At 52.0% G+C, this 24,725-nt stretch carries 28 protein-coding genes; 18 read left to right on the top strand and 10 right to left on the bottom strand.

Going from position 1 to position 24,725, the window contains the following annotated elements:
- Positions 1–5: 5 nt before the first annotated feature.
- Genes pgeF through GN278_13680 form a run of 3 tightly spaced genes read right to left on the bottom strand, consistent with a single transcriptional unit; the run spans position 6 to position 2,709 of the window.
- Complete coding sequence (pgeF, locus tag GN278_13690) at positions 6–770, bottom strand: peptidoglycan editing factor PgeF (protein XAT61713.1); 765 nt, start codon at positions 768–770, stop codon at positions 6–8.
- Positions 767–1,831, bottom strand: coding sequence for a class I SAM-dependent methyltransferase (locus tag GN278_13685; GenBank protein ID XAT61712.1), 1,065 nt, complete (start codon positions 1,829–1,831; stop codon positions 767–769). The genes pgeF and GN278_13685 overlap by 4 nt, the downstream gene beginning before the upstream one ends.
- A complete protein-coding gene (locus GN278_13680) occupies positions 1,828–2,709 on the bottom strand; it encodes a prolipoprotein diacylglyceryl transferase (GenBank protein ID XAT61711.1) in 882 nt (293 codons plus the stop codon). The genes GN278_13685 and GN278_13680 overlap by 4 nt, the downstream gene beginning before the upstream one ends.
- Before the next feature lie 103 nt (positions 2,710–2,812).
- On the opposite strand from GN278_13680, the gene GN278_13675 reads away from it, so the two are divergent.
- From GN278_13675 to GN278_13660, 4 genes are all read left to right on the top strand, one after another.
- Positions 2,813–3,082 (top strand): accessory factor UbiK family protein, encoded by a 270-nt coding sequence (locus GN278_13675; GenBank protein XAT61710.1) that lies wholly within the window; start codon positions 2,813–2,815, stop codon positions 3,080–3,082.
- A gap of 243 nt (positions 3,083–3,325) precedes the next feature.
- Complete coding sequence (locus GN278_13670; GenBank protein ID XAT61709.1) at positions 3,326–3,826, top strand: diacylglyceryl transferase; 501 nt, start codon at positions 3,326–3,328, stop codon at positions 3,824–3,826.
- Between the two features lie 41 nt (positions 3,827–3,867).
- A complete protein-coding gene (locus tag GN278_13665; GenBank protein XAT61708.1) occupies positions 3,868–4,686 on the top strand; it encodes a pyrroline-5-carboxylate reductase in 819 nt (272 codons plus the stop codon).
- On the top strand, positions 4,679–5,017 hold the full coding sequence (locus GN278_13660; GenBank protein ID XAT61707.1) for a tRNA-binding protein: 339 nt from the start codon (positions 4,679–4,681) through the stop codon (positions 5,015–5,017). The genes GN278_13665 and GN278_13660 overlap by 8 nt, the downstream gene beginning before the upstream one ends.
- Positions 5,018–5,042: 25 nt before the next feature.
- Here the strand turns inward: GN278_13660 and GN278_13655 are convergent, their stop codons facing one another.
- Positions 5,043–5,621, bottom strand: a complete 579-nt coding sequence (locus GN278_13655) for a thymidine kinase (GenBank protein XAT61706.1) — start codon at positions 5,619–5,621, stop codon at positions 5,043–5,045.
- Positions 5,622–5,881: 260 nt separating this feature from the next.
- On the opposite strand from GN278_13655, the gene GN278_13650 reads away from it, so the two are divergent.
- Positions 5,882–6,784: an EamA/RhaT family transporter gene (locus GN278_13650; protein ID XAT61705.1), complete on the top strand. Its 903-nt coding sequence runs from the start codon at positions 5,882–5,884 to the stop codon at positions 6,782–6,784.
- Here the strand turns inward: GN278_13650 and GN278_13645 are convergent.
- Positions 6,781–7,482 carry a DNA mismatch repair protein MutT gene (locus tag GN278_13645; protein XAT61704.1) on the bottom strand — a complete coding sequence of 234 codons (702 nt, stop codon included), beginning with the start codon at positions 7,480–7,482 and terminating at the stop codon, positions 6,781–6,783. The genes GN278_13650 and GN278_13645 overlap by 4 nt on opposite strands.
- The gene (locus GN278_13640; GenBank protein ID XAT61703.1) at positions 7,469–7,906 is read right to left on the bottom strand and encodes a DUF983 domain-containing protein; all 438 of its coding nucleotides are present in this window, start codon (positions 7,904–7,906) and stop codon (positions 7,469–7,471) included. The genes GN278_13645 and GN278_13640 overlap by 14 nt, the downstream gene beginning before the upstream one ends.
- Positions 7,907–8,108: 202 nt before the next feature.
- Here GN278_13640 and GN278_13635 point away from each other — a divergent pair, with 202 nt between their 5' ends.
- The 4 genes from GN278_13635 to GN278_13620 are packed head-to-tail and all read left to right on the top strand — an operon-like array spanning position 8,109 to position 10,066.
- Positions 8,109–8,588 carry a hypothetical protein gene (locus tag GN278_13635; protein XAT62676.1) on the top strand — a complete coding sequence of 160 codons (480 nt, stop codon included), beginning with the start codon at positions 8,109–8,111 and terminating at the stop codon, positions 8,586–8,588.
- Positions 8,589–8,632: 44 nt separating this feature from the next.
- On the top strand, positions 8,633–9,217 hold the full coding sequence (locus GN278_13630) for a sigma-70 family RNA polymerase sigma factor (GenBank protein ID XAT61702.1): 585 nt from the start codon (positions 8,633–8,635) through the stop codon (positions 9,215–9,217).
- A complete protein-coding gene (locus GN278_13625) occupies positions 9,204–9,575 on the top strand; it encodes a hypothetical protein (protein XAT61701.1) in 372 nt (123 codons plus the stop codon). The genes GN278_13630 and GN278_13625 overlap by 14 nt, the downstream gene beginning before the upstream one ends.
- 2 nt (positions 9,576–9,577) lie before the next feature.
- A complete protein-coding gene (locus GN278_13620) occupies positions 9,578–10,066 on the top strand; it encodes a periplasmic heavy metal sensor (GenBank protein ID XAT61700.1) in 489 nt (162 codons plus the stop codon).
- A gap of 84 nt (positions 10,067–10,150) precedes the next feature.
- Here the strand turns inward: GN278_13620 and GN278_13615 are convergent, their stop codons facing one another.
- Positions 10,151–12,430: an NADP-dependent malic enzyme gene (locus GN278_13615; protein XAT61699.1), complete on the bottom strand. Its 2,280-nt coding sequence runs from the start codon at positions 12,428–12,430 to the stop codon at positions 10,151–10,153.
- A 161-nt stretch (positions 12,431–12,591) separates the two neighbouring features.
- On the opposite strand from GN278_13615, the gene GN278_13610 reads away from it, so the two are divergent.
- The 7 genes from GN278_13610 (at position 12,592) to GN278_13580 (ending at position 19,259) form a co-directional block, all read left to right on the top strand.
- Positions 12,592–13,683, top strand: a complete 1,092-nt coding sequence (locus tag GN278_13610; protein XAT61698.1) for a cupin domain-containing protein — start codon at positions 12,592–12,594, stop codon at positions 13,681–13,683.
- 17 nt (positions 13,684–13,700) lie between these two features.
- Positions 13,701–14,096, top strand: coding sequence for a cytidine deaminase (locus GN278_13605; protein XAT61697.1), 396 nt, complete (start codon positions 13,701–13,703; stop codon positions 14,094–14,096).
- Positions 14,093–15,403, top strand: coding sequence for a thymidine phosphorylase (locus GN278_13600; protein ID XAT61696.1), 1,311 nt, complete (start codon positions 14,093–14,095; stop codon positions 15,401–15,403). Before GN278_13605 ends, GN278_13600 begins: the two co-directional genes overlap by 4 nt.
- Positions 15,403–16,620, top strand: coding sequence for a phosphopentomutase (locus tag GN278_13595; GenBank protein ID XAT61695.1), 1,218 nt, complete (start codon positions 15,403–15,405; stop codon positions 16,618–16,620). The genes GN278_13600 and GN278_13595 overlap by 1 nt, the downstream gene beginning before the upstream one ends.
- A complete protein-coding gene (locus tag GN278_13590) occupies positions 16,610–17,596 on the top strand; it encodes an adenosine deaminase (protein ID XAT61694.1) in 987 nt (328 codons plus the stop codon). The genes GN278_13595 and GN278_13590 overlap by 11 nt, the downstream gene beginning before the upstream one ends.
- Positions 17,593–18,225, top strand: coding sequence for a uracil phosphoribosyltransferase (locus GN278_13585; protein ID XAT61693.1), 633 nt, complete (start codon positions 17,593–17,595; stop codon positions 18,223–18,225). Before GN278_13590 ends, GN278_13585 begins: the two co-directional genes overlap by 4 nt.
- Positions 18,226–18,290: 65 nt before the next feature.
- A complete protein-coding gene (locus tag GN278_13580; protein XAT61692.1) occupies positions 18,291–19,259 on the top strand; it encodes a hypothetical protein in 969 nt (322 codons plus the stop codon).
- Positions 19,260–19,279: 20 nt separating this feature from the next.
- Here GN278_13580 and GN278_13575 read toward each other — a convergent pair whose 3' ends face one another.
- The 3 genes from GN278_13575 to GN278_13565 all read right to left on the bottom strand — a co-directional run bounded on the left by GN278_13575 (position 19,280) and on the right by GN278_13565 (position 23,002).
- Positions 19,280–20,206 carry an EamA family transporter gene (locus GN278_13575; GenBank protein ID XAT61691.1) on the bottom strand — a complete coding sequence of 309 codons (927 nt, stop codon included), beginning with the start codon at positions 20,204–20,206 and terminating at the stop codon, positions 19,280–19,282.
- 78 nt (positions 20,207–20,284) lie between these two features.
- A complete protein-coding gene (locus GN278_13570; protein ID XAT61690.1) occupies positions 20,285–21,304 on the bottom strand; it encodes a hypothetical protein in 1,020 nt (339 codons plus the stop codon).
- 66 nt (positions 21,305–21,370) lie between these two features.
- Positions 21,371–23,002, bottom strand: a complete 1,632-nt coding sequence (locus GN278_13565) for an AMP-binding protein (GenBank protein ID XAT61689.1) — start codon at positions 23,000–23,002, stop codon at positions 21,371–21,373.
- Positions 23,003–23,080: 78 nt separating this feature from the next.
- Between GN278_13565 and GN278_13560 the strand changes: the two genes are divergently transcribed.
- Together GN278_13560 and GN278_13555 are read left to right on the top strand one after the other, a co-directional pair.
- A complete protein-coding gene (locus GN278_13560; GenBank protein ID XAT61688.1) occupies positions 23,081–23,989 on the top strand; it encodes an EamA family transporter in 909 nt (302 codons plus the stop codon).
- Positions 23,990–24,018: 29 nt separating this feature from the next.
- Positions 24,019–24,669: a Type II secretory pathway, pullulanase PulA gene (locus GN278_13555; protein XAT61687.1), complete on the top strand. Its 651-nt coding sequence runs from the start codon at positions 24,019–24,021 to the stop codon at positions 24,667–24,669.
- Positions 24,670–24,725 lie beyond the last annotated feature (56 nt).

Here is a 24,725-nt window from a genome sequence, read left to right as displayed (position 1 = left end):
GCCGTTCAATCCCCTAATTTAATAGTGGCAATCATCCGGCCATAATCAGCTTGGCCTTTATGTGTTGTGCGGCGATAGGAATAGAACCGCCGTGCATCTGCATAGGTGCAATGATGCGTCCATGTGGCGGTTTTAACACCAGCCGTGCGCAAACGGTTTAGGCCATATCCGGGCAAATCAAACAGGTATTTCCCAACGGATTGACTGTTTATAAAATACTGCAAGGCGTTTGGGTCATGATCTGCAAATCGTTCAAAAAACTCTTGCCCCACTTCATAGGCGGCTTGGCTTATGCAGGGGCCGATCACTGCGCTGATGCTGTTGCGGTCCGCACCGAGGCGTTCCATTGCCTCTAAGGTTGCTTCCAGAATACCGTCCAAAGCCCCGCGCCAACCTGCGTGCGCCGCACCGATGACGCCGGCTTTAGGATCGGCGAACAGCACTGGCTGGCAATCTGCAGTAAGTATGCCAAGAGCAAGCTGTGGGGTTGCGGTCACTAATGCATCCGCCGAAGTGGCCGGCCGTATTGCTGCATCAATTATCAGTGCTTCGGCAGAATGTATTTGATGAACGGTGACAAGATTTTGCGATTTTATGCCCATGTGTTCGGCCACACGAGCTCTGTTTATTGAAACGATTTCAGCTTGATCAGAAGATGACAGGCCACAATTAAGACCGGCAAAAATGCCAGAAGAGGCGCCGCCCAATCGGGTGTAAAACCCGTGCGATAATGGCTGTAAAAGCTGTGATGTGATCCGTTCAAGTGTCATGTTTGAAATCCCGGCGGCGGTGGGGAAGCCTTTGGAAAGAGTGCAAGGGCTTTGAACACTTTTCCCATTTCATCTGGATGCGTCAAGCGTCTATGCGCAGCAATGTGTTGCTCAAGTGCTGGGCCGCTTAGCTTTTTGGCCAACGCCTGAGCGCGCGGCGTAATGCCAAGCCGTTCAAGCAAAACCCCCTGCGGTGTGAGCCGCGAAGCAGAACAAGAGGCGGCGTTCATGATCGCTTCAAAATCAACATGTGCAGTCAGATCGGCCTCGCCCGGGGCTGCAAGAAGATCGCTATACTGATGATCTTTTACCGCTTGAACCGTATCCCCAAGCGAGCGCCAATCCCCGTAATCGATTATTAAAGCAGCGCCTTTGTAGGTCTCTATGTGGCTGCCGATTTGGGTCGCTATAGCTCGGGTTTGTGGGTTGATTTCCACAATATCGCCCTCTGCCGTGTCTTCAATTCGGGCTGTAAGTTGCGGCGTGACGCTTGGGTTTTTATTCAATCCGATCGACAGCTTACCATCGGTTAAGCCGATCTGACGTTCATGCCAGCCTTCCCCCTTGCGCTGATATTGATGTAGAGGCAGAGCGTCGAAAAATTCATTTGCAACGCAAAACAGCGGCAGGTTTGGCAAGTTTGCCAAACTGTCAAGCCAAACCGGATCAAAGCCCCTTAAGCTTTTTCTTTGCTGATCAATGAGTTTTTTTGAGGCTTCAAATAAATGCAGATGCATGGACTGGTGAAAGCCCTCAATGCGTGCGGTCGCGCGCAAAATATCTGCCATCAAAGTGCCGCGGCCGGGGCCAAGTTCAAGCAGAACAAAAGGCGTGGGGCAGCCTTGGTCCTGCCAGGTTTGCGCAAGGCATAGGCCAAGTAATTCTCCAAACATCTGACTGGTTTCCGGGGCTGTCACAAAATCACCGCTGACGCCAAAGACATTTTGCTGGGTATAATAACCATGCGTAGGATGCAGCAGACAGGTTTCCATAAATTCAGCCAGCGACATCGGGCCATTCTGAGTAATGCGGTGATGTAAGACTTTCGTCAGCTCTGTCATGAGATACTGCGCCTACGGGCGCGCGAAATTAAAAACAGTCCAGCTACGATCATTGGCAGAGACAAAATTTGCCCCATGGTGATGCCCATACCAGAAATTTCATAGACATAGCCCAATGGGTTTTCTGCCGACTGGAACTGGGCATCTGGTTGACGCACCAGTTCAACAATACTGCGCGCGATGCCATAGCCGGCAAAGAAAATGCCCGTGATCAGGCCGGGTTTTTTCAAAGCATTCTTTCTAAACGCTAAAAACAGTAACAGCCCGCCTAAAAGTAAACCCTCTAGGACAGCTTCATAAAGCTGGGATGGATGGCGTGCACAAAGGCCGGCAATTTGGCCGCAGGCCTGAGCGGCTTCTCCTGGGAAAATAACACCCCACGGAACATCAGTGGGCCGTCCCCACAGTTCGGCGTTTATAAAATTAGCCACACGTCCCAAAAGAAGCCCGACAGGCGCAGCCAGTGCCAGTAAGTCAGCACCAGAATCGTATGGCACCAAATTCCGCCGGAAGAACAGGAATGCGGCGACACATACGCCCGCTAATCCCCCATGGAAGGCCATGCCACCTTGCCAAATCATCACAATTTCCAAGGGATGATAGAGAAAATGGAGCGGTTGATAAAAGAAAACATAGCCAAGCCGACCGCCCAAAATAACGCCCACTATCACCCATGTGAGCAGATCTTCGACTTGTACCGCTTCAATCGGGGAAAGGTTATCGCGCCACAGCGCTGGCCTGTTGGCGGCCAATACTGCAATCCGCCAACCCAGTATAAGTCCGATGATATAGGCCAAGGCATACCACCTCAAAGCCAATTCCATTCCAAGAATGGTAATCGAGAAAATCTCGGGGGATATGTTGGGAAATGAAATCATAATTTACCTTTGCCCTTCTGTTCATCTGGTTTGACAAAAAAGTCAACCTTGAGACTGACCATAGAGTGACCATATAAGAGAGAAAGCAACTTTGGAGAGTCTCATGCAGACCAAAAATAAAATGTTCGATGATTTGTCGCAACTGATGACCAATGCGATGGGGGTGGCCCAAGGGGCTAAAGAAGAAGCTGAAAATGCAATGAAATCGCTGATTGATCGCTGGTTGGCTGAGCAAAATTTTGTGACCCGAGAAGAATTTGATGCAGTGCATTCCATGGCACGCAAGGCCCGTGAAGAGAACGAAGCCCTTAAATTGCGCCTAGATGCGTTAGAGAAACCGGCGAAAACCGGCAAAAAATCTCCTAAAACCTGACTGCACTCTTAGGCCGCCTGAACCATTGGGTGGCCTTGTGTCAGCTTGGCCTCATTCAAGAGCCAGAACTGATCTATCCACAGATTATTATGTGTAGACCAAAGATTTCCCTTTACAGGGAGAGCAAAGCGCATCACCATATGTAGTAAGGGTAGCGGTCATCAACCGCACTCTGTAGAGCAGGCACCAAGCGCTTGGGGATGCTGCCATATCCCCACGCTAATAAAATAAAGAGGTGGCGCTATGGCACTAACAGAACACTTCTACGAAGAAGAAATTCATCCTATCGACATTGTTGAGCATATTGCCGAACACCATGAATGGGATTTTGATCGGATTGCAGATGATCAAATTGCCATGTCGGTGGAAGGTCAGTGGCGAACATATTCCATTACATTGGCATGGTCAGGCTTTGATGAAACCTTAAGGCTAATCTGTACGTTTGAAATGCAGCCTCCCAAGGAAAAACAAGGCGCTTTGTTTGAGGTTTTAAACTCAATCAATGACCAATGCTGGACTGGGGCATTCACTTTCTGGCAGGATCACAGCCTGATGGTGTACCGGTATGGGTTGGTTTTAAGCGGCGGTCAGGTTGCGAGCCCGGAACAAATTGATACATTGATTTCGTCTGCCGTCAGCTCTGCCGAGCGCTATTATCCGGCGCTGCAATTGGTTGTCTACGGCGATCAATCCCCCAAGCAGGCGCTACAGGTCGCCATTGCAGAGGCTTACGGACGCGCGTAACATCGCCCCAAAGTGAAAAGATCAATCACATTGGGGACACTATGAATTTTGATGATATATCCCGTCAGGGTCTGGTACTGCTTGGATGCGGGAAAATGGGATCGGCAATGCTTGCCGGTTGGCTGCGTGATGGTTTGGATCCAAAAGCAGTTTGGGTTATTGATCCGCAACCTTCGGGCTGGCTGTTAGAGCAGGGCGTTCATGTCAATCAAAGCTTGCCGCCCCAGCCTGCGATCATCTTGGTGGCGGTAAAACCACAGCTAATGGAGCAGGCCCTGCCGCAAATCGAGGCCTTTGGCGATGCACCGGAAACAGTTATTCTGTCTGTTGCTGCTGGAACGCCGATTAAAGCCTATGAAAGCATGCTAGGCACGCAAACACCGGTGATCCGTGCAATGCCCAACACACCGGCCGCAATTGGCAAGGGCATCACTGCTATAAGTGCAAATTCTCACGTCTCAGAGGGTCAGTTACAGGTTGCAGATCAGTTGTTAAAAGCCATTGGCCAAACAGTTAGGTGCGAGGCAGAAGCCCAGCTTGATGCGGTGACAGGCGTGTCGGGATCGGGGCCTGCGTATGTATTTTATATGATTGATGCGCTGGCCGCAGCAGGCCGCGCGCAGGGGTTATCCTCTGCAATGGCAATGCAATTGGCCAAAGCTACTGTTGCGGGCGCTGGTGCATTGGCCGAAACCTCTGACGAAACACCTGAACAACTTCGGGTCAATGTGACCAGCCCAAATGGCACCACGCAGGCGGGCCTTGAAGTTCTCATGAATGAGGGCAGTGGCCTTGGACCATTGATGGAAAACACAGTGGCAGCAGCTACAGACAGATCACGGGAGCTTGCCAATGGCTGAGATAAGCTTTGATGATTTTCTTAAGGTTGATATCCGTATGGGCCAAATCATGAAAGCCGAACCCTATCCAGAAGCGCGCAAACCTGCGATCAAGCTTTGGGTCGATTTCGGGGGTGAACTGGGCGAAAAGAAAAGCTCAGCCCAAATTACGGCGCATTATCAGCCTAAGGATTTAATTGGCAAGCAGGTGATGGCAGTGGTTAATTTTCCGCCTCGGCAGATCGGAAAATTCATGTCCGAAGTGCTGGTTCTTGGCCTATCCGATCCAGACGGCGGTATTGTGCTTATTGGGCCGGATAAACCGGTGGAATTGGGTGCGCGCCTTCATTGAGCGGCGCGGCCGCTTTGAGCCACAATTAGTTGCCTGTTGCTTCTCTCCAATGGCGGCGGCAGAGCGAGACATAGGTTTCATTTCCCCCAATTTGCACTTGCTCGCCTTCGGTCATGGCCTCGCCTTTTTCGTTTTGCCGCACCACCATCGTCGCTTTTTTACCACAATGGCAGATCGTGCGAATTTCACGCATTTCATCGGCCAGCGCCAAAAGTGCAGCAGAACCGGGAAACAACTTGCCCTGAAAATCCACCCTTAGGCCGTAACACATCACGGGAACATTCAAATCATCAACGGCGCGGGCCAATTGCCAGACCTGCGTCTCTTCAAGAAACTGTGCCTCATCAATAAAAACACAAGCACAGGCGGCTTTGGACAGATGCGTTTCTATCGCATCATAAAGGTTTTGCCCCGGCGCAAACGTATCTGCATCTTGGCTAATGCCGATTCTTGACCCAATCTGGCCTTCGCCTGCACGATTATCGAACTGAGCTGTCAGCAAATAGGTGTTCATACCGCGCTCGCGATAGTTATGCGATGCCTGCAAAAGCAGTGTCGACTTGCCGGCATTCATAGTTGAGTATTGAAAATAGAGCTTAGCCATAAAGGTTCTATGCCGCAGAATTCATATGGGTTTCAAGGGCGCAGTTGCCGAAAGACACACGAGTTGGGAAAAACCGATTGCAGGCGACTCGCAAATTATAAAAACAGTGTTTTCTGTTTGGAAAATTGTTGCCTCGCAAATTATTCCAAGGCTTTGGCACATCCGCATAATTTCAAAATGAAATTTATTAAAGGCGATCAAAACTTTTAAGGCGTGTTATTTACTCTGGCCAAATCGCTGAAAACAAAGTTAGAGGAAGTATGGAGCTTTGGATTTTAGCCTCTTTGATTGCGGCCTCTTTGCAAACCGTACGGTTCATGCTGCAAAAAGTTCTTAGCAGTGGGCAATTGTCCACCGCCGGCGCTACCTATGCCAGGTTTTGTTATTCTGCGCCGCTTTTCTGGATTGCGGTTGCCGGATATTTTTGGATCAATGATCTTGCCCCTCCACAGCTTTCCCTGGCGTTTTGGGGATATGCCGCTGTCGGCGGCCTAAGCCAGATATTGGCAACGGTTTGTGTGGTTGCTTTGTTCCGAACCCGCAATTTTGCCGTTGGCATTACCTTTAAAAAAACCGAAGTGATCCAAGCGGTTTGTGTAGGTATTCTCGTTTTGGGTGAAGGTGTATCATTGATTGGTCTTGTGGCCATTTTGATTGGGTTAATCGGTGTTCTTTTATTGTCTGACCAACCGCTTGGAGGTGCCACAGGGCTTTCAAGATTTGCCAGTCGGGCCACAGGGCTGGGCATATTATCCGGGTCTTTGTTTGCAATTTCAGCCGTGTTCTATCGAGGCGCCACTTTAGAAGTCGGCTTTGATAGTGCGATTTTACGGGCCAGTGTGACATTATTGTTGGTGATTACATTGCAGATGGCCGTTATGACCATTTGGCTCTATCTGCGTGAACCTGGCCAGTTGATGGCGGTTTGGAATGCGCGCAAAACAGCCATATGGGTTGGCTTGACCAGCCTTGGTGGCTCGCTGGGCTGGTTTACCGCCTTCACTTTGCAAAATGCGGCCTATGTCAAGGCGGTTGGGCAAATTGAACTTATTCTAAGCCTTGCAGCCAGCGTCTTGTTTTTTCGCGAAAAGATCACTGGGCGCGAACTTGGTGGGATTGGATTTTTGGTGGTCAGTATTGTGATCTTGGTGCTGCGCGCTTAATCTTCATAGGGTTCCTTGTGGCCGCGCAAACGCAAAAACAAACTTTCTTCATCATCGTTTCTAAAAAATGGAACTGACTTTGGCGGGGCCGTATCTTTGATGCGGGCTGTTACTTCTGCCAAAACGACTTCGGTAATGAACGGTAGATCAAAAGCGCGGACGTCCTCAAGCGCGATCCATTGCAAATGCGACAACTCATCGCTTGCTGCCGTGAAATCATCAAGGTCTGTTTGCAACTTATCTGCATCAATCATAAAAAATCTAGCATCAAACCGGCGTGTCCTGCCCGGAGGGGTTATGGCCCGAAACACAAACTGAAGACTGCTGGCATCTGGAAGATAGCCGTTTTTGGCAAATGCGCTCCAATCCTCTGGTGGTTGGCCCGACCAAACACCGGATTGGCCAAGTATTTGACCAGTTTCTTCAAATAGCTCGCGAATAGCCGCAACACAAAGAGCGTCGCACAGCGTGGGATCAGCATCTTTTTGCAAACGCGAGCGACAGGGTTCAGTGATGGATGCTTTTAGGTCAATGGCGCCATCTTGAATATCCACAGCGCCACCCGGAAAAACAAACTTGTTTGGCATAAAGGCAGCTTTTGAACCCCTTTGACCCATTAAAACCTTCGGCGTGTGATCGCGGTCGCGAACGACAATCACGGTTGCTGCATTTCTGATTGTGGTTTTATCTTCGGTCATCTTTGCCCTGTTCGCTATTGGATTGCTGCTCGGTTGAAAACCCATGCATATGTCGTGCCCATTGGAAGGCAACAACAACACCTTTTAGTCTAGGCAAAAGATAGAGCGATAATACAATACAGCCAACACCAAAAATAGCGAGCATAGTATAGGGATCTGGGCGCCATTTAATAAATGCGTAGTGCAGCAGCGGCATTATGATATGCCCGACTAGTAAAATTGTAAGGTAAGCTGGGCCATCGTCGGCGCGATGATGGTGGAGCTGAGCACCGCAGTTGCTGCAGCTATGCCGGATTTTAAGATACCCATCCATAAGCTGGCCCCGACCGCAGCTAGGACACTTTCTACGCCAGCCTTTTAGAACTGCGGATAACAGATTCCTTTGACCCTCAGGCGAACCAACTGTGTTGAGAGTTTCCATCATTAATAGACCAATTAAACCTTTTAGAGCGTGCTACTGCTTTAGTTCAATTCAGGGCGTTAGTCCTTGTGGCTGCTTGTCGCAATAAATTTGTTCGCGATGCTAAGTAATCAAAGCACTATTTTTTTCGACGGAAAATGCGCCAAGGCACGTTCTATGTTTACCAAACAATAAAATTGGCAAGAAACTGAATAAGGAAAAAACAATGCAACGAAAAATACCTATCCTCACCCTAACAGCTTTGATTTTGGCTGGATCAACAACCTTTGTTATGGCCGACAAGCATGCTGGCGATCGTCCGGATCGTTTCCCAAGTTTTGAAGAGCTGGACATAAATGGTGATCAAATGATTTCGCCCGACGAAGTCGCTGGTCATGCACAGGCCCATTTTAACAAAATCGACACCAATAAAGACGGTAGCCTTTCAGCCGAGGAAATCACCAAAATGCATATGGCGCGGGCGGCTGAGATGGCGAAATCACGTCACGCCAAAATGATCGAACAACTTGATAAAGATGGCGATGGGCTGCTCAGCTTTGTTGAAATGCAAGCTGCCCGCAAAGCGCCAAATACTGATAGAATGTTCAAGCATCTCGATAATGACGGTGATGGGATGATTAGTGCCGAGGAGTTTGCATCGGTAAAAGAACGTGGGCATAAAGGTCGAAAGAAAAATAAACCTTAGAGCATTCGCAAACTTTTGTAGCTTTAGGCGCAGGTCAGTAAATTATGCCTTTTGATCAGCTCGCATCGCTTAGCGACAACGCACTCTTGGTGGCCTATGCTAATGGCACCCAAGAGGCCGCGCGTGTTTTGACCGAACGGTTGACTGCAAAAGTTTTTGCACAAGCCTATCATATATTGCGCAACCGGGCAGATGCCGAAGATGTAACTCAAGAAACTTTTGTGCGGCTTTGGCGAATTGCGCCGGACTGGAAGCAGGATCAGGCACAAGTCACCACCTGGCTTTATCGGGTTGTGGCCAATCTCTGTACCGACCGTTTGCGGAAAATGCGCACCGCTCCTCTTGATGAATTGCCAGAGCCGGCAGACCCAAGTCCAAGCGCAGGCCGCAGATTGCAGGATCAGACCCGCGTTGACGCGCTTTACAGGGCGCTAGATGACTTACCAGACCGGCAGCGCCAAGCCGTTAGTATGCGCCATCTGGACGGCTTGGCGAACCCGGAAATCGCCAGTGAAATGCAGCTTTCGGTCGAAGCAGTGGAAAGCTTGATTTCCCGGGGAAAACAAAAACTAAAGGCTCTTTTGCAAAACCGTAAAACGGCGTTAGGATACCAAGATGACACAATCTGATCAAAATCCAGATGACGAATTAGACGATCTGTTTGGCGCCGCTAGACAGGCCGTTCCAGCGCCGTCTGCCGCGCTTGTTGAGCGCATTGTTGATGCATCGCAGCAGCAGTCAGCCTTGCATCAACAATCGGTAAAACAATCATTTGTACTGCCGTGGTGGCATCAGCTATGGCGTGATATTGGCGGCATGCCATCCTTGGCTGGGCTAACAGCTGCAGCGGTCATGGGCATTTGGGTTGGCGCATTTTCAACAAATATATCAATAAGTTCCTTAGAATTCATATCAATGCAGAAAACTGATCAAATTGATTTTCTTGATCCGTTTGCAGGACTTGATCTAACGTATCTGGAGGGCTGAAGATGGAATCCGAGCAAAGCAAAACCCAAAAGCCACAGAGGCTATGGAAGGTCATATTTGTGATCTCACTGGCGCTGAATATGGCGGTCCTTGGCGTTGTGGTTGGGGCAACTTGGCGGTTCCAAGGCGGCGGTCCACACCCGGCGGCCAAAGTCCTTGACAGCGGATCGATCTATCTGCGGGCATTGGACAAAAAGCATCGCCGCGAGTTGGGGCGTAAAATGCGGCCGGCTGGCGGCAAGACTAAAAATTCACGCGCTGAAATTGCCCAAGGATTTGAACAGGCGATTGCTGTGCTGCGTGCTGATCCCTTTGATAGCGGTGCCTTTGCAAAGGTGATGCAAGGTCACTCAAGCCGCGCTGAAATGCGGATGCAAGAGGCGCGCAGTATGTTACTTGATCACCTAATTGGGTTGAGCGCTGTTGAGCGCAGCGCCTATGCGGACCGGTTGGAAAAAGCCCTACGTGGTGGCAACCAGCGAAAACCATAGAGGGCGGAAAACTACCAAAACCCGGCATCTGTATCACGTCGGTATCGCGTCCTTATCGCGGTGGTGCAAGTGCGCGATCAAATCTTAGCCGTAATGCTTGACATCAGTACCGGCTATGGCCGCCATATTGAGCAATCCGCGCGGGGTTATTGCCGGTGATACAATATGCGCCCGATTTCCCATACCCATCAAAATCGGCCCGACTTCTAAACCGCTTGCCCGCATTTTTAAAATATTGCGTACCCCAGAAGCAGCATCAGCATGGGCAAAAATCAACACATTGGCAGCACCGTCCAACCGGTTTGACGGCAAAATGCGTTGCCGCAGATCAGCGTCTAGTGCGGCGTCAATGTTCATTTCACCCTCATATTCAAAATCAAGATCACGGCTGTCCAAAATCGCCAATGCGGCGCGCATACGCTGGCCTGTATCGCTATCGATATTGCCAAATTGTGACTGTGCACAAAGGGCAACTTTCGGGCGCAGCCCAAAGCGCCGCACATGACGCGCAGCGCCAATCACTGTCTTTGCTATCTGCTCAGGTGTTGGTGTGACCCAGACATGCGTATCGGCGATAAACAGCGGCCCGTCTTCTAGGATCATCAACGATAATGCACCGCTGGGCTGCAAAGTATCGTTGCCTAGGATTTGGTCGACATATTTTAAATGCCAGCGATATTCACCAAATGTACCACAAATTAGACTATCGGCTTCGCCCCGATGCACCATGACCGCACCGATTGCAGTGGTGTTGGTGCGCATGACCGCCTTGGCCAAATCGGGGGTAACACCACGGCGCGCCATCAAATCATGATAGCTGCCCCAATAGTCCCGATATCGACTATCGTTTTCAGGGTTAACAATGTTGAAATCCTGATCCGGACGTATATCCAGCCCAAGTCGCTCGCAGCGCTGCTGGATGACATCGGGGCGGCCGATTAGAATGGGTAATTCGCTGGTTTCTTCCAAAATGGCTTGTGAGGCGCGCAAAACCCGTTCGTCCTCACCTTCAGAAAATACAATCTTGCGTGAATTTCCAGCTGCAGCATCAAAAACAGGCCGCATCAGCAGGGCAGATTTAAAGATATTTTGATTGAGGCTTTCGCAATACTGCTCAAGGTCTTCAATGGGACGGGTGGCCACATTGCTGTCCATCGCTGCCTTGGCAACAGCGCTTGAGACCACCGCCGAGAGCCTTGGATCAAAAGGCTTTGGGATGAGGTAATCGGGCCCAAAGGTAAGCGCTTCACCCTGATAGGCGGCGGCAGCTTCGGCGCTTGTGGTTGCGCGCGCAAGATCTGCAATGCCTTGGATACAGGCAATTTGCATCGCGTCGTTGATCTCGGTTGCGCCCACATCCAGCGCACCGCGAAAGATAAACGGAAAGCACAGCACATTATTGACCTGATTGGGAAAGTCACTGCGGCCCGTGGCGATGATGGCATCTGGCGCTGCGGCGCGCGCCAGTTCTGGCATAATTTCAGGCGTGGGATTGGCCAGCGCAAAAATAATCGGCTGGGTAGACATGTTGCCCACCATATCCGAGCTTAGCACCTCTGGTCCAGACAGGCCCAAAAACATATCCGCGCCGGGGATCACATCTTCCAAACTGCGATGCGCGCTGTCTTGGGCAAAAGCTGCCTTTTGCGGTGTCATATCTTCGGTGCGCCCTTCATAGACCAAGCCATGAATATCAACCAGCCAGACGTTTTCCCGCTTAACCCCCAGTTTAAGCAGCATGTTTAGACAGGCAATGCCGGCTGCGCCGCCACCGGTGGATACGATTTTGATATCCTCAAATTTCTTATTGGCCACCCTTAGGGCATTGGTTGCCGCTGCACCGACAACAATTGCTGTGCCATGCTGATCATCATGAAATACCGGAATATTCATCCGCTCACGGCAGCGTTGCTCGACGATAAAGCAATCGGGCGCTTTTATGTCCTCTAAATTAATTGCCCCAAAAGTGGGTTCGAGCGCACAGACAATATCTGCAAGTTTTTCTGGGTCGCTTTCATTCACTTCGATGTCAAAACAGTCAATGTTGGCAAATTTTTTAAACAGAACCGCCTTGCCTTCCATCACTGGTTTTGAAGCCAAGGCGCCGATATTGCCAAGCCCAAGAACCGCAGAGCCATTGCTGATCACCGCCACCAGATTGCCGCGCGATGTATAATGATTGGCGGTTTCCGGATTGGCTTTAATTTCAAGCGAAGCCTCGGCCACGCCCGGGGAATAGGCGCGCGCTAGATCGCGGCCATTGGCCAAGGGCTTAGTTGCACGAATTTCGAGCTTACCGGGTTTGGGGTGGCGATGATAATTAAGGGCCGCTTGGCGTAGGCTATCCGCTGGGGAATCGTTCATCTGCTAGTTCTCATATGTCTGGTTTTTATAATTAGTTTAACGTTAAACCAAATTTCTTTCTCTGGAAAGCCGTATCTTTTTCAATTCTACGATGTTTTTTCCGCTTGCCACTTGTATAACCTTCACAGGTTGCGCAGAGTTTACATCGGAGGATTGAAGCAATGTCGAAAACAATTGCCGAGGCGCTTTTGCCCACACGCGCTTTAAGCGAGGATATTCCGTTCTATACCAAGGTGTTGGGACTGCGGATGGATATGATCTACCCGGCTGATGATCCGCAGGTGGCAGTATTTTCCGGTCATGGACTTCGGGTCCGGATCGACACGGCGTTTCAGGGTGATCCAGGACACTTGCGGATTTTATGCGAGCATCCTGACCAGTTTGCCAACGGCGATCGGCAGCTTACCGCCCCCAATGGTACAGAGATCGAAATTGATGGGTTAAACACCCCTATGGTTTTGCCAAATACACAGCATAGTTTTGTAGTGCGCCGACTGGCCGATCAGGCCCCCTGGGTGATCGGCCGCGCCGGTATGCATTACCGCGATTTAATCCCCGACCGGTTGGGTGGGTCTATTATCGCCAGTCATATCCGCATTCCCGACGGTGGGCCGGTGCCGGATATGGTGCATTACCATACGGTGGGCTTTCAGCTGATCTATTGCTACCGCGGCTGGGTGGATCTGGTCTATGAGGATCAGGGCGAGCCGTTTCGGCTTTTTGCTGGCAACTGCGTGATCCAGCCCCCCGAAATTCGCCACCGTGTGCTTTATGCGAGCGAAAATATCGAAGTGATAGAAATTGGTGTTCCCGCTGAGCATGTCACCACCATTGATCACGAGATGGAGCTGCCCAACGGACCGCCGAACCCCGAGCGGCAATTTCACGGGCAAAAGTTTGTGCATCACAAAGCGCCCGAGGCTGAATGGGTACCCTTTCGCATCCCCGGTTTTACCTGCCGCGATACAACTATTGCCCAAAACACCCAAAATGTTGCGGGCGTTCAGGTGATCCGCCCGGATGGCGCTGCTGCACAGCGCAGCTGGCATGAAAGCGACATCCTGTTTACATTTGTGCTAGAAGGCCAAATGACACTAGAGGGCGAGGGGCGCGATCCCTTTGATCTTGCAGCAGGGGATGCTTTTGTGATCCCGCCCAATATGACCACCTGCTATAGCAATGCTAGCACTGACCTTGAATTGTTGGAAGTCTCGCTGCCCGGGCGCTTTGCGACACATGTTGTTGAAACCTGATTGTAAAAGAGTTGCCTATGTCCCTTAAAAAAGCCGCTTCCAAAGTTCGTCATAACGCTTATGCGCCTTATTCAAATTTCAAAGTGGGCGCGGCCCTGCGCGGCAAAGGCGGTGCGATCTATACGGGTGTGAATGTCGAAAATGTGGCCTATCCCGAAGGCACCTGCGCCGAAGCGGGCGCCATTGCTGCGATGATTGCCGATGGCGAAACCGAGATCGCCGAAGCTTATGTGATCGCCGATAGCCCTTTTCCGGTTAGCCCCTGCGGCGGGTGCCGGCAAAAGCTGGCCGAATTTTCCGGCCCCGAGGTGAAAGTGACATTGGCCACAACCGCCGGCCTAGAACAGACGGTGATGATTGCCGATCTGCTGCCCGGTGCGTTTACAGCCGCCTATATGGAGCCCACGGAATGAGCTTTGATGCCCGGGCCATAATTGCACAGGTGCGGGGCGGCGATACGCCAAGCGGGGCTGCGCTTAGCTGGTTTGCAAACGGGCTTGCCGATGGCCAGATCAGCGATGCGCAGGCCGGCGCGTTTGCCATGGCAGTGTGTTTAAACGGATTGGGAACCGATGGGCGGGTCAATTTAACCTGCGCGATGCGCGACAGCGGTGACTGTTTGCAGTGGGATTTTGACGGGCCGGTGCTGGACAAACATTCCACCGGCGGGGTGGGCGATTGTGTATCACTAGTTCTGGCGCCACTTTTGGCGGCCGCAGGGGTTTATGTGCCGATGATTTCAGGCCGCGGACTTGGCCATACCGGCGGCACATTGGATAAGCTTGAAGCCATCCCCGGATTAAACGTTGATCTAGATACGGACCGTTTGCGATCAGTCGTCGGGCAGGTGGGCTGCGCCATTGCCAGCGCCAGTGCCCGCATCGCACCGGCCGACAAGCGGCTCTATGCGATCCGCGATGTCACTGCGACGGTGGAAAGCCTTGACTTAATCACCGCCTCAATCCTATCCAAAAAGCTGGCAGCAGGGCTGCAGGGTCTGATCTTGGATGTCAAATGCGGCAGCGGCGCCTTTATGAAATCGCCCAAAGCGGCCAAGGAACTTGCCACCTGTTTGGTTGAAACCGCCAAAAGTGCCGGGTGTAAAACCGCTGCTTTGGTCACCGATATGGATCAGCCTTTGGCCCCTGCACTGGGCAATGCGCTTGAAATTGCCGAAGTGATGCAGGTGCTCTGCAACAACCGGACGGGACGTTTGCGTGATCTTAGCCTGCGGCTGGCGGCTGAACTTTTGGTTCTAGAAGGCATCAGTTCCTCATTGGCGCAGGCTATGGAAAAACTTGAAACCCTGCTGAGTTCTGGGCAGGCGGCGGAAAAATTCGCCCAGATGGTGGCGATGATGGGCGGGCCGTTAAAATTTGCCGAAAACTGGCAGCGGTTTTTACCAGAAGCGTCGGTTATTCATGAGGTGCTTGCACCCAAAGACGGTGTGATCACTGCTTGGGATTGTGAAGCTTTGGGGCTGGCCGTGGTGGCACTGGGTGGCGGCCGTCAGGTCGAAAGTGACCCGATTGATCCCGCCGTTGGATTAAGTGATGTCTGCGCTTTGGGCAGTAAAGTGACCAAAGGAACGGTGATCGCACGCGTTCATGCAAGCCGTGTGAAAACTGCCGAAGCGGCCTCAGCAACCGTTCTAAAGGCGCTTTGCATCGGTAAATCAGCCGCCAAACAGCAAGACCTTGTTCTGGACCGGTTCGACTAATGGGCCGCGCGTTTTTGGTGGTGATGGATTCGCTTGGGATCGGCGGCGCGCCGGACGCTGGCGAATATTTTAACGGTGATATTCCGGATACGGGCGCTAATACGTTGTTGCACATCGCCGAAGCCTGCGCTGCCGGGCGCGCCGAAGACGGGCGCAGCGGGCCGCTTTATCTGCCTAATCTGACCAAATTAGGGATCGGCGCTGCCTTAAAGCTTGCATGCGGCAAAGGCGGCGCCGGACTGCCGGATACCGCGCACACGGGATGGGGCGTGGCCAGCGAGGTCTCAAAAGGCAAAGATACGCCATCGGGGCATTGGGAACTCGCCGGCGTGCCTGTCCCGTGGGAGTGGCATTATTTTCCCGATAAAACAGATAGCTTTCCACAAGAAGTGATAAAAACGGTCTGTGAGGCCGCTGAAGTTCCGCGTATTTTGGGCAATTGTCATGCCTCAGGCACCGAAATTATCGACCGTTTAGGCGCAGAGCATTGCCAAAGCGGGGCCCCGATTTGCTATACCTCTGCCGATAGCGTGTTTCAAATTGCAGCCCATGAAACCCACTTTGGGCTTGAGCGTTTGATCAAGCTCTGCAGTGATATCGCCCCGAAACTGCATGAGATGCGGGTTGGCCGGGTGATCGCGCGGCCCTTTATTGGAACGCAGCAAAGCGGGTTTAGCCGTACGGAACATCGCCGCGATTTTGCCATGCCGCCGCCAAAGCCGGTGCTGAGCGAATGGGTCCAATCGGCGGGTCATCCGGTAATTGCGCTGGGCAAGATCGGCGATATTTTTTCGATGCGCGGCATTGATAAGCTGCACAAGGGCAATGATGGAAAATTAATGGGTGATTTATTAAGCCAGACCCAAAATGCACCTGATGGGGCGTTTGTGTTTGCCAATTTCGTCGAATTTGACAGCCACTATGGTCATCGCCGTGATATTGCCGGATATGCCCGCGCGCTTGAATGGTTTGATGCTGCGCTGTTGCCGGTGCTTGCCGCTTTGCGGCCCGATGACCTGATGATTTTGACCGCAGATCATGGGAATGATCCAAGCTGGCATGGCACCGATCATACCCGCGAGCGCGTGCCGGTGCTTTGCGCGGGCAAACCCATGGGGCATATTGGCCATATTGGCTTTGCCGATGTGGCCAGGATAATCGCCAACCATCTTGGCGTGCCCGTGCCGCGGCAGGAGCCATCCGCCAATGGATATTGAAGCCTGCCCAAAAATTGAGTTGCATCTGCACCTTGAAGGCGCGGCGCCGCCGCATTTTATCCGCCAGCTTGCAGCCGAAAAGAACAAGGACATTGGCGGGATTTTTACCGAAAACGGCGATTATACATTCACGGATTTTGGGCACTTCTTAAAAGTTTATGAGGCCGGGACCAGTGTTTTAACGGCGCCGGAAGATTTTTACCGATTGACCTGCGAGGTGCTGCAGCAAAGCGCCGAGCAAGGGGTGATATATACCGAATTTTTTCTGTCACCAGATTTCTGCGGAGGCTGTGATTTGGCCGCTTGGCAAGAGTATCTGGCCGCAATTGAACAGGCGGCCGGTCACAGCGAGCGTGAATTTGGGATTATTACCAAAGGCATCGTCACCTGCATTCGTCATTTCGGCCCTGATCAGGCCAGAAAATCCGCCCGCTGCGCTGCCGAAACAGCAGGCGATTTTATTGTCGGATTTGGCATGGGCGGCGATGAATTACAGGGCCGGCAGGGTGATTATGCTTATAGTTTTGATATGGCGCGCGAAGCGCGGTTGAAACTGACAACTCATGCCGGCGAATGGGGCGGCGCGGAAAGCGTGCGCCAAGCCGTCTTTGATCTGAATGTCGAGCGGATTGGCCACGGGGTGCAGGTGATCGATGATCCGGCTTTGATAGAGGAACTTGTGGCCCGGCAGATCACGCTTGAGGTGTGCCCCGGTTCAAACGTGGCCTTGGGGGTCTATCCAACCCTGAGTGCGCATCCTATCAAGCAGTTGCGCAGCGCCGGAGTGAAAACCACCATTTCCACTGATGATCCGCCGTTTTTTCACACCACCCTTGGCCAAGAATACCGCCAGTTGGCCGATACTTTTGGCTGGACATCAAAGGATTTTACAGCCTTGAATAGAGCAGCCGCCGAGGCCGCGTTCTGCTCTGCTGAAACCCGGCAAAGCCTGCTAGAAAGATTGGAGAAGACATGAGTGAGAACCTGACAATTGTTGACCACCCATTGGTGCAGCATAAACTAACCTTGATGCGCGACGCCGGGGCTTCAACCGCATTATTTCGTCAATTGCTACGGGAAATTAGCCAATTGCTGGCCTATGAAACCACTCGTGGGCTGGCTCTGACCACAAAATCTATCGACACACCGATAAAGCCGATGGATGCGCCTGTTCTGGCCGGTAAAAAGCTTGCGCTAATCTCGATTTTGCGGGCCGGAAATGGATTACTGGACGGGGTGCTTGAGCTGATCCCATCCGCGCGGGTTGGGTTTGTCGGTCTTTACCGCGATGAAGAAACCCTAAAGCCGGTGCAGTATTATTTCAAAGTCCCACATACCCTAGAGGATCGCTTGGTGATCGCGGTTGACCCGATGCTTGCAACCGGCAATTCCTCGGTCGCGGCAATTGATCTTTTGAAACAGGCCGGCGCTCGCAACATTCGCTTTATGTGTCTGCTGGCAGCCCCCGAAGGCGTTGCGCGCATGAACGAAGCACACCCTGATGTGCCGATTATTACTGCGGCTGTTGACAGCCATCTGAATGAAAAAGGCTATATTGTCCCGGGACTTGGCGATGCGGGTGATCGCATGTTTGGAACTAAGTAATCGGTAGATAGCTTTACTCTTTGCGCCTGTTAATGCATAATAAATTCATTGTTTAAGGGTTTGTTATGAAGATTTTAGTTCTGATGGTTCGTAGTCTTACGTTCGTAGCGGCTTTAAGTTTATCCAATAGCTTGGCCGCTGAGAGCTTGGCCAATTCCACTGGCCCTGCAGAGTTGCCGCCTGTGGGGTTCACCGGCGCGCAATATGTTGACAGTAAAGGCTGCGTTTATATTCGTGCCGGACAAGGCGGGACGGTGCAATGGATCCCAAGAGTGAACCGAATGCGCCAAGTAATCTGTGGGTTTGCGCCGAGCTTTAAATCAGCTGTAAGTCAAAAAGCACAAGTAAATCCGCTGTCCATCCAGACCCCTGTTGAGAACTGGCAGCCAGAGTTAGATAATGTTGCAGCAGCGCCAGAAGCGATGGAAACCACTATTGTGACTGTTCGTGGCACAATTGGGCCTACAGAGGTGCCAGACGGTTATAGAAGCGCTTGGGAAGATGACCGGCTGAATATATATAGTGGTTTGCAGACCGCCGAAGGGCTACGCGATGCGGACCAACGCTGGTCGCAGGATGTGCCAAGCCAAATCATTAATCAGAATGAAAAGGCAAAGCCGCATGCGCAACATGGTCAATTGGTATACCCGTTCACTGATATCGAGCAGCAGAAGATGTTTCTAGAGGCGCAAGGTGACTATGTGCTTGAGCCAAAAGACGATGGTACGATTAGGCTTGTGCCGCGCAACGCCGCCGTCTCGGATGGCAGCGGGGGACAGACAGCTTTGCAGCCCACAGAAGGTGGAAATTTATTGGTGCAAGTGGCTACGTTCGGTGTTGGTTCGAATGCAGCAAAAACCAAGGCCCGTTTGGTGGCGCTGGGTCTACCGGTTCAGGTCCGGCGTATCACACGGGCGGACAAAACCTATCATGTTGTCTTAACTGGCCCGTTTGAAGATCCTCGCAAGGTCAAACTGGCCTTGGCTGCGGTGCGAAAGGCGGGCTTTGGCGATGCCTTTATGGCGCGCCGCTAAAGCTACATTGCACGTATTTTTTAAGTTAGATTTGATTGGGATGGGGTTTCTTTATGCGCCTGCTCCCGCTCGCGGCGCAGAATGTAGTAATTAGCCAAAAGAATTATGCCGGTTCCGATAAAAAATTTAACCCCGACCACTTCGTTAAACAGCATAACCCCTACAAAAATACCAATTGGAATCGTGGCGTAATGCACGGGTGCCAAAACTGAAGCTTTGGCATAGGCATGACTTTTTGCCAGCAGCATTTGCTGAAAGCTTGCCAAGACGCCCACCAAGATCAAGGCTTGCCAAATGCTTGGCGATGTGGCCGCAGAAAAGGCCGGCCACGAAAATCCAGACAGCAAGCAAAGGATTGCAGCCAAAACAAGACCGGCCAAATTATACCACAGGGCGGATGAGATCACGGCATCGCTTTGCCCCAAAACCCGCAGGAATATAAACATCAGGGCCGCAAAAAAGGCCCCAGATAGGGCAAAGCCGACACCCCAGATATCCAGTTCAGCGGTGATCGGAAACAACAAGAGCAGAACACCGGCAAAGCCCAAGCTAACAGCGCCGATACGGCGCATGCCGACTTGTTCGCCGATAATCAGTGCCGCCAGAACAGTAATGAAAATAGGCATGGTCTGGGCTAGAGCGGTGGCCAAGCTGATGTCGATATTGGCCACGGCCAAAAACCACATCAAAAGTCCCAAAAATCCACAAATGGTCCGCAGTATTAAAATCCGAGTGTTTTGGATGCGCATAAGATGCCGCCCGCGTGTGGCGAATCCATAGGCAAACAGCAGCGGGAGACAAAAGAGATAGCGGAAAAATAAAACCACAAAAACGCTGATTTGTGGCTCTAAGAGTTTTACCGCACTGGCAATCGCAAATGAAAAAATCATCTCGCCCAAAAGGCAAAGCGCCCCCAAAATGGTATTTTGCTGAACTGGTGCCGTCATTGAATGAAACCTTAGAGTACTTGACCTATGTGAGAGGATTTTCGTCGTTTGGCAAGTCAGGTACCGCAGTTGGGCGGCCTAACCGCCACAGATAGTCTGAAGCCGGATCCAGTAATTGTCTGACAAGCTGGGTATAAATTCGCCCGACGAGGCATCATCAGCCTCGATGAGCGAAAGGGTCTGTTCGCCAGTGACATCAATGGCATAGGCATAGGGCGCTGCGCGCAGGCGCTGGGCGGAAAATTGCTCAATCAATAGATCCCTGTCGACTGGTAAAGGCGACTGTAGCAACAGATGCTCGGCATATTGTTTCAATGTCGTCTCGGATACTTGTCCGGTGGTTAATAGGCGAAACACGCTTAATGTGCCGGTAAAAGACAGCATGAGCTGCAAGCTGTCACTTTGCTTTGCCCGCAGGGTTTCGGCCAAAATATATCCGGCGACAACGTCCGGATCGTCGTAATCTTCGAGCAATTCGCGATGAACTAAAATCAAGCCTCCCGGCAAGTGGGCGGTTTGTTGAACCCCGTTTGGCAACACTCGAAGCCGTCCTGCGTGCCCTAGAATTCTTAGGCTGAGTTGGTCTAGCGCTGTATTGGCGCTGTCCGAATGGCAAGGCGCTCCGGATAAGCTCGACATTTTTTCGATCAGGCTGAGACCAATCTCAACCCTTTTGACCTCTGGCACCACGCGCAGGGCATATGTTTGAACCGCTTGTGGCATCCAAAAAACTGCTAAAGCACAAAGGGTTGCCAAAATAAGCCCTGAAATAACCAAACGTAACCTTCCCGGTTTTGGACGTCGGCGGTCGATCACGCGGCGCAGCTTTTCAATCGCCTTGACCATTTCCGCTTCACTTTCGGTAAATTCAAGACTTTCCTCTGCATCCCCATCAGGATGATAACGCGCGGGAAATTCACCCGGATTGGCCCGCGCGATGGCTGCCAGTGACCAATGCGCCAAAGGCAGGTCTTTACTATCCGAGATGATCAAGCTTGTGTTGCCAACCGAAACAATCACCTCGCGCCGCTGCTCTTCGGGGCGCTCACGCCATAATCCGGTCGCCTCAAGGCGGGCATATTTTTTCAATGCGGTCATGTGCGGCTGCTGCTCAGGTTTTGTTTTGCCCGATCATAGCACACTGCAGGGGTTTATCACAATCGCTCAGCCAGCCGGGGTGATCTGTTTACGCAGCTCGAATTTTTGAATCTTTCCGGTTGAGGTTTTTGGCAGCTCTTGAAAGATAATCTGTTTTGGAGTTTTAAATCCGGCCAGTTTGCTGCGGGCAAAGGCGATTAAATCCGCTTCGCTAACCTCTGCACCCTCAAGCAATTCCACAAAGGCACAGGGCACTTCGCCCCATTTTTCATCTGGCTTGGCCACCACAGCGCAAAGCGACACCGCCGGATGCGCCATAAGTGTTCCTTCCACTTCGACCGAGCTGATATTTTCGCCGCCCGAGATGATGATATCCTTGGCCCGGTCGGCGATTTGCACATAGCTGTCGGCATGCTGGACCGCCAGATCACCGGAATGAAAATAACCGCCCGCAAAGGCTTCCTGCGTAGCGGCGGGGTTTTTTAGATAGCCTTTCATCACCGAGTTGCCGCGGATCATAATTTCGCCCTGGGTTTGACTGTCCATGGCCACTTGGTTCATATCGCTGTCCATCACGGTGATATGTTCCATCATCGGAAAGGCAACGCCCTGACGGGCTTTGATCGCCGAGCGCCCGTCACTGTCCAAACCGCCCCAGCGGTGATCATGCCAGACGCATTCGGTCACATGGCCGTAGGTTTCTGTCAGCCCGTATACCTGCGTGACATTAAAGCCCAAGGTTTCGATTTTGGCCAAGGTTGCAGGGGCAGGGGGTGCGCCTGCGGTAAACACCTCAACCGTATGATCAAAGGCGCGGCGCTCTTCTTCTTTGGCATTGACGATCATGTTTAGCACAATCGGCGCGCCGCCAAAAAACTTAACGCCTTCCTCGGCGATGGCATCATAAATCACACCGGCAGTGATATCGCGGCAGCAGACCAAGGTGCCGCCCAGCATCGGCATCATCCAAGTGTGGTTCCAGCCGTTGCAATGAAAAAGCGGCACAATCGCCATAAACACCGGATTGAGCTGCATTCGCCAGCTGACCACCGTGCCCATGGTCATCAAATAAGCGCCTCGGTGGTGGTAGACCACGCCTTTCGGCCGCCCTGTGGTGCCGGATGTGTAGTTTAGCGCCAGGCTTTCCCATTCGTCTTCGGGCATCTGCCAGTTGAATGTGGCATCCCCAGTGGTCAGCAAGTCTTCATAGGTCTGATGGCGGCCGGAGGCCGGAAAACCGGCGCTTTCGTCAGGCACTTCGATGATGCGCGGCGGTGTGCTTTCCATTTCGGCGCAGGCCGCTTCGGCCAGTTCAAGAAATTGGCTGTCCACGAGCACCACCTTGGCCCCACCATGGTCAAAAATATAGGCGACTGTGTGAACCTCTAGTCGGGTATTAATGGTATTAAGCACCGCGCCGCAGGCTGGCACACCAAAATGCGCTTCGGCCTGAGCGGGCAGGTTGGGGATCAGCGTGGCGACAACATCGCCTGAGGCAACGCCCAGTTGCTGCAAAGCTGACGCGAGCTGCGAGCAGCGTGCATAATATTCGCCGTAGGTTTTGCGGTGCGCCCCATAGACCACAGCGGGGCAGTCCGAAAAAACCACGGCGGCGCGTTTGAGATGCGATAATGGCGTCAGCGGCACATAATTGGCTTGATTTTTGTCCAGTCCGGTTTCATCGCTCATCCAACCCATGTTTTGCCTCCCAGCGAATCTTTCATCATGTCGGTTTCGGGCTAGACTAAATGCAGCAACTGGTCAAAGAAAAGCAGAATGATACAAAATTCTTCGATTAATGGCCGTGCGGCAGCGCTGACGATGCTTGCGGCTATGATGGTGATCGGCTGCATTGATAATTTTATTGCCCTGATCGCCCGCGATGCAGGCCTGTGGCAATTTCAGATTTTGCGGGCGGCCATGGGTTTGCCCTTGGTCGTTTTGGCCTCGGTTGTCGGCTTTGGCACCCTTTGGGCGCTCCGCCTTTGGGCGGTGGCGCTGCGCAGCTTCTTTGTCGCTTTTGCGATGCTGTTTTATTTCGGCTCTTTGGCCTTTATGCCATTGGCGCAAGCTTTGGCCGGTCTTTTCACCTCGCCGATTTTCATCTTGCTGATCACGGCGTTTATTTTGCGTGAGCCGGTAGGTCCGGCGCGCATATTTGCCGTTATCATCGGTTTTATTGGCATTTTGCTGGTTCTGGACAGTGACTGGGCAACACTGACTTGGACCAGCTTTCTACCCGTTTTTGGAGGGCTGTTTTATGCCATGGGCGCGGTGGCAACACGGCAGCTTTGCGAGGGCGAGAGCACGCTGTCAATGCTGTCAATGCTGCTAATTATTCAGGCCATTATTGGCGCCCTTGCTTTGGCTGTTCTGGGCCAGTTTGAACTTACAGTCCCCGAAGGTGCCGCCGGGTTCATCCAGCGCGGCTGGGTTTGGCCTGTCACAGCAGCTTTGCCTTTTATTTTGCTGCAGGCTGTAGGGTCGGTTTTGGGTGTCGGACTTATCATTCGCGCCTATCAACTCGGCAGTGCCTCTTATGTGGCAGTTTATGAATATTCGGTATTTATATCAGGACCGTTTTTCGCGTGGATGTTGTTTGGGCAAACTGTGACAGCCGTTCAAACGGGCGGAATTTTACTTGTTGCCGCTGCCGGTATTGTGATTGCCTGGCGCTCTTCCTGAAACTAAATAATTGCGCTAATCTGCGGGGTATGATTATTTCGCCCGGGCGCAACTATATATTTGTTCATATTCCAAAAACTGGCGGCACCTCGGTAGCCGTAGCGCTTGAGCAGCGGGCGATGGCCAATGATATTCTGATCGGCGATACCCCTAAAGCCAAGCGGCGGCGAAAACGCTTGGATAAGCTGCGCGCCAAAGGACGGCTTTGGAAACACTCGACGCTTGCAGATATCGACGGGGTGGTCAGCGCCTCAGAGCTTGAGCCCTATTTTATTTTTACACTGGTGCGCAATCCTTGGGATCGCTTGGTTAGCTATTATGCTTGGCTACGCGCTCAAAGCTTTCGGCATCCAGCGGTGGCACTGGCCAAGAGAAGTGACTTTGCCACTTTCCTACGCGATCCTATGACGCAAACCAGCTTTCGCACTGGAACCTTTGCCAGTTATGTGCGGGATGCTGAAGGTCATGAGCGCGCCGATTTATTTATTCGGCTGGAGCATTTAGAAGAGGATATAATCTCTTTAGAGCAGCACCTTGGCTTTTCGTTGCGGCCCTTGCCGCATGAAAACCGGTCTGCGCGGACGGCTGATTACCGCAGGAACTATAGTGATGAGATGGCAGAGATTGTTGCCAGCTTTTGTGCCGCAGATATCAGCCAATTTGGATACCGTTTTGGCTAGCGCACTTTAACCCAAACCGCGCCTTTTGTCCCGAAAAGCCCAGCCATAAGGCAGGC

Source organism: Rhodobacteraceae bacterium Araon29 (assembly GCA_039640505.1).
Classification (GTDB): Bacteria; Pseudomonadota; Alphaproteobacteria; order Rhodobacterales; family Rhodobacteraceae; genus CABZJG01.
Note: the sequence above shows the minus strand (reverse complement) of the source record. Positions and strands in the feature narration are given on the sequence as shown.

Coding starts and splice junctions, on each gene's coding strand:
- pgeF (XAT61713.1), bottom strand. CDS start 770: ATGACACTTGAACGGATCACATCACAGCTTTTACAGCCATTATCGCAC.
- GN278_13685 (XAT61712.1), bottom strand. CDS start 1,831: ATGACAGAGCTGACGAAAGTCTTACATCACCGCATTACTCAGAATGGC.
- GN278_13680 (XAT61711.1), bottom strand. CDS start 2,709: ATGATTTCATTTCCCAACATATCCCCCGAGATTTTCTCGATTACCATT.
- GN278_13675 (XAT61710.1), top strand. CDS start 2,813: ATGCAGACCAAAAATAAAATGTTCGATGATTTGTCGCAACTGATGACC.
- GN278_13670 (XAT61709.1), top strand. CDS start 3,326: ATGGCACTAACAGAACACTTCTACGAAGAAGAAATTCATCCTATCGAC.
- GN278_13665 (XAT61708.1), top strand. CDS start 3,868: ATGAATTTTGATGATATATCCCGTCAGGGTCTGGTACTGCTTGGATGC.
- GN278_13660 (XAT61707.1), top strand. CDS start 4,679: ATGGCTGAGATAAGCTTTGATGATTTTCTTAAGGTTGATATCCGTATG.
- GN278_13655 (XAT61706.1), bottom strand. CDS start 5,621: ATGGCTAAGCTCTATTTTCAATACTCAACTATGAATGCCGGCAAGTCG.
- GN278_13650 (XAT61705.1), top strand. CDS start 5,882: ATGGAGCTTTGGATTTTAGCCTCTTTGATTGCGGCCTCTTTGCAAACC.
- GN278_13645 (XAT61704.1), bottom strand. CDS start 7,482: ATGACCGAAGATAAAACCACAATCAGAAATGCAGCAACCGTGATTGTC.
- GN278_13640 (XAT61703.1), bottom strand. CDS start 7,906: ATGATGGAAACTCTCAACACAGTTGGTTCGCCTGAGGGTCAAAGGAAT.
- GN278_13635 (XAT62676.1), top strand. CDS start 8,109: ATGCAACGAAAAATACCTATCCTCACCCTAACAGCTTTGATTTTGGCT.
- GN278_13630 (XAT61702.1), top strand. CDS start 8,633: ATGCCTTTTGATCAGCTCGCATCGCTTAGCGACAACGCACTCTTGGTG.
- GN278_13625 (XAT61701.1), top strand. CDS start 9,204: ATGACACAATCTGATCAAAATCCAGATGACGAATTAGACGATCTGTTT.
- GN278_13620 (XAT61700.1), top strand. CDS start 9,578: ATGGAATCCGAGCAAAGCAAAACCCAAAAGCCACAGAGGCTATGGAAG.
- GN278_13615 (XAT61699.1), bottom strand. CDS start 12,430: ATGAACGATTCCCCAGCGGATAGCCTACGCCAAGCGGCCCTTAATTAT.
- GN278_13610 (XAT61698.1), top strand. CDS start 12,592: ATGTCGAAAACAATTGCCGAGGCGCTTTTGCCCACACGCGCTTTAAGC.
- GN278_13605 (XAT61697.1), top strand. CDS start 13,701: ATGTCCCTTAAAAAAGCCGCTTCCAAAGTTCGTCATAACGCTTATGCG.
- GN278_13600 (XAT61696.1), top strand. CDS start 14,093: ATGAGCTTTGATGCCCGGGCCATAATTGCACAGGTGCGGGGCGGCGAT.
- GN278_13595 (XAT61695.1), top strand. CDS start 15,403: ATGGGCCGCGCGTTTTTGGTGGTGATGGATTCGCTTGGGATCGGCGGC.
- GN278_13590 (XAT61694.1), top strand. CDS start 16,610: ATGGATATTGAAGCCTGCCCAAAAATTGAGTTGCATCTGCACCTTGAA.
- GN278_13585 (XAT61693.1), top strand. CDS start 17,593: ATGAGTGAGAACCTGACAATTGTTGACCACCCATTGGTGCAGCATAAA.
- GN278_13580 (XAT61692.1), top strand. CDS start 18,291: ATGAAGATTTTAGTTCTGATGGTTCGTAGTCTTACGTTCGTAGCGGCT.
- GN278_13575 (XAT61691.1), bottom strand. CDS start 20,206: ATGACGGCACCAGTTCAGCAAAATACCATTTTGGGGGCGCTTTGCCTT.
- GN278_13570 (XAT61690.1), bottom strand. CDS start 21,304: ATGACCGCATTGAAAAAATATGCCCGCCTTGAGGCGACCGGATTATGG.
- GN278_13565 (XAT61689.1), bottom strand. CDS start 23,002: ATGGGTTGGATGAGCGATGAAACCGGACTGGACAAAAATCAAGCCAAT.
- GN278_13560 (XAT61688.1), top strand. CDS start 23,081: ATGATACAAAATTCTTCGATTAATGGCCGTGCGGCAGCGCTGACGATG.
- GN278_13555 (XAT61687.1), top strand. CDS start 24,019: ATGATTATTTCGCCCGGGCGCAACTATATATTTGTTCATATTCCAAAA.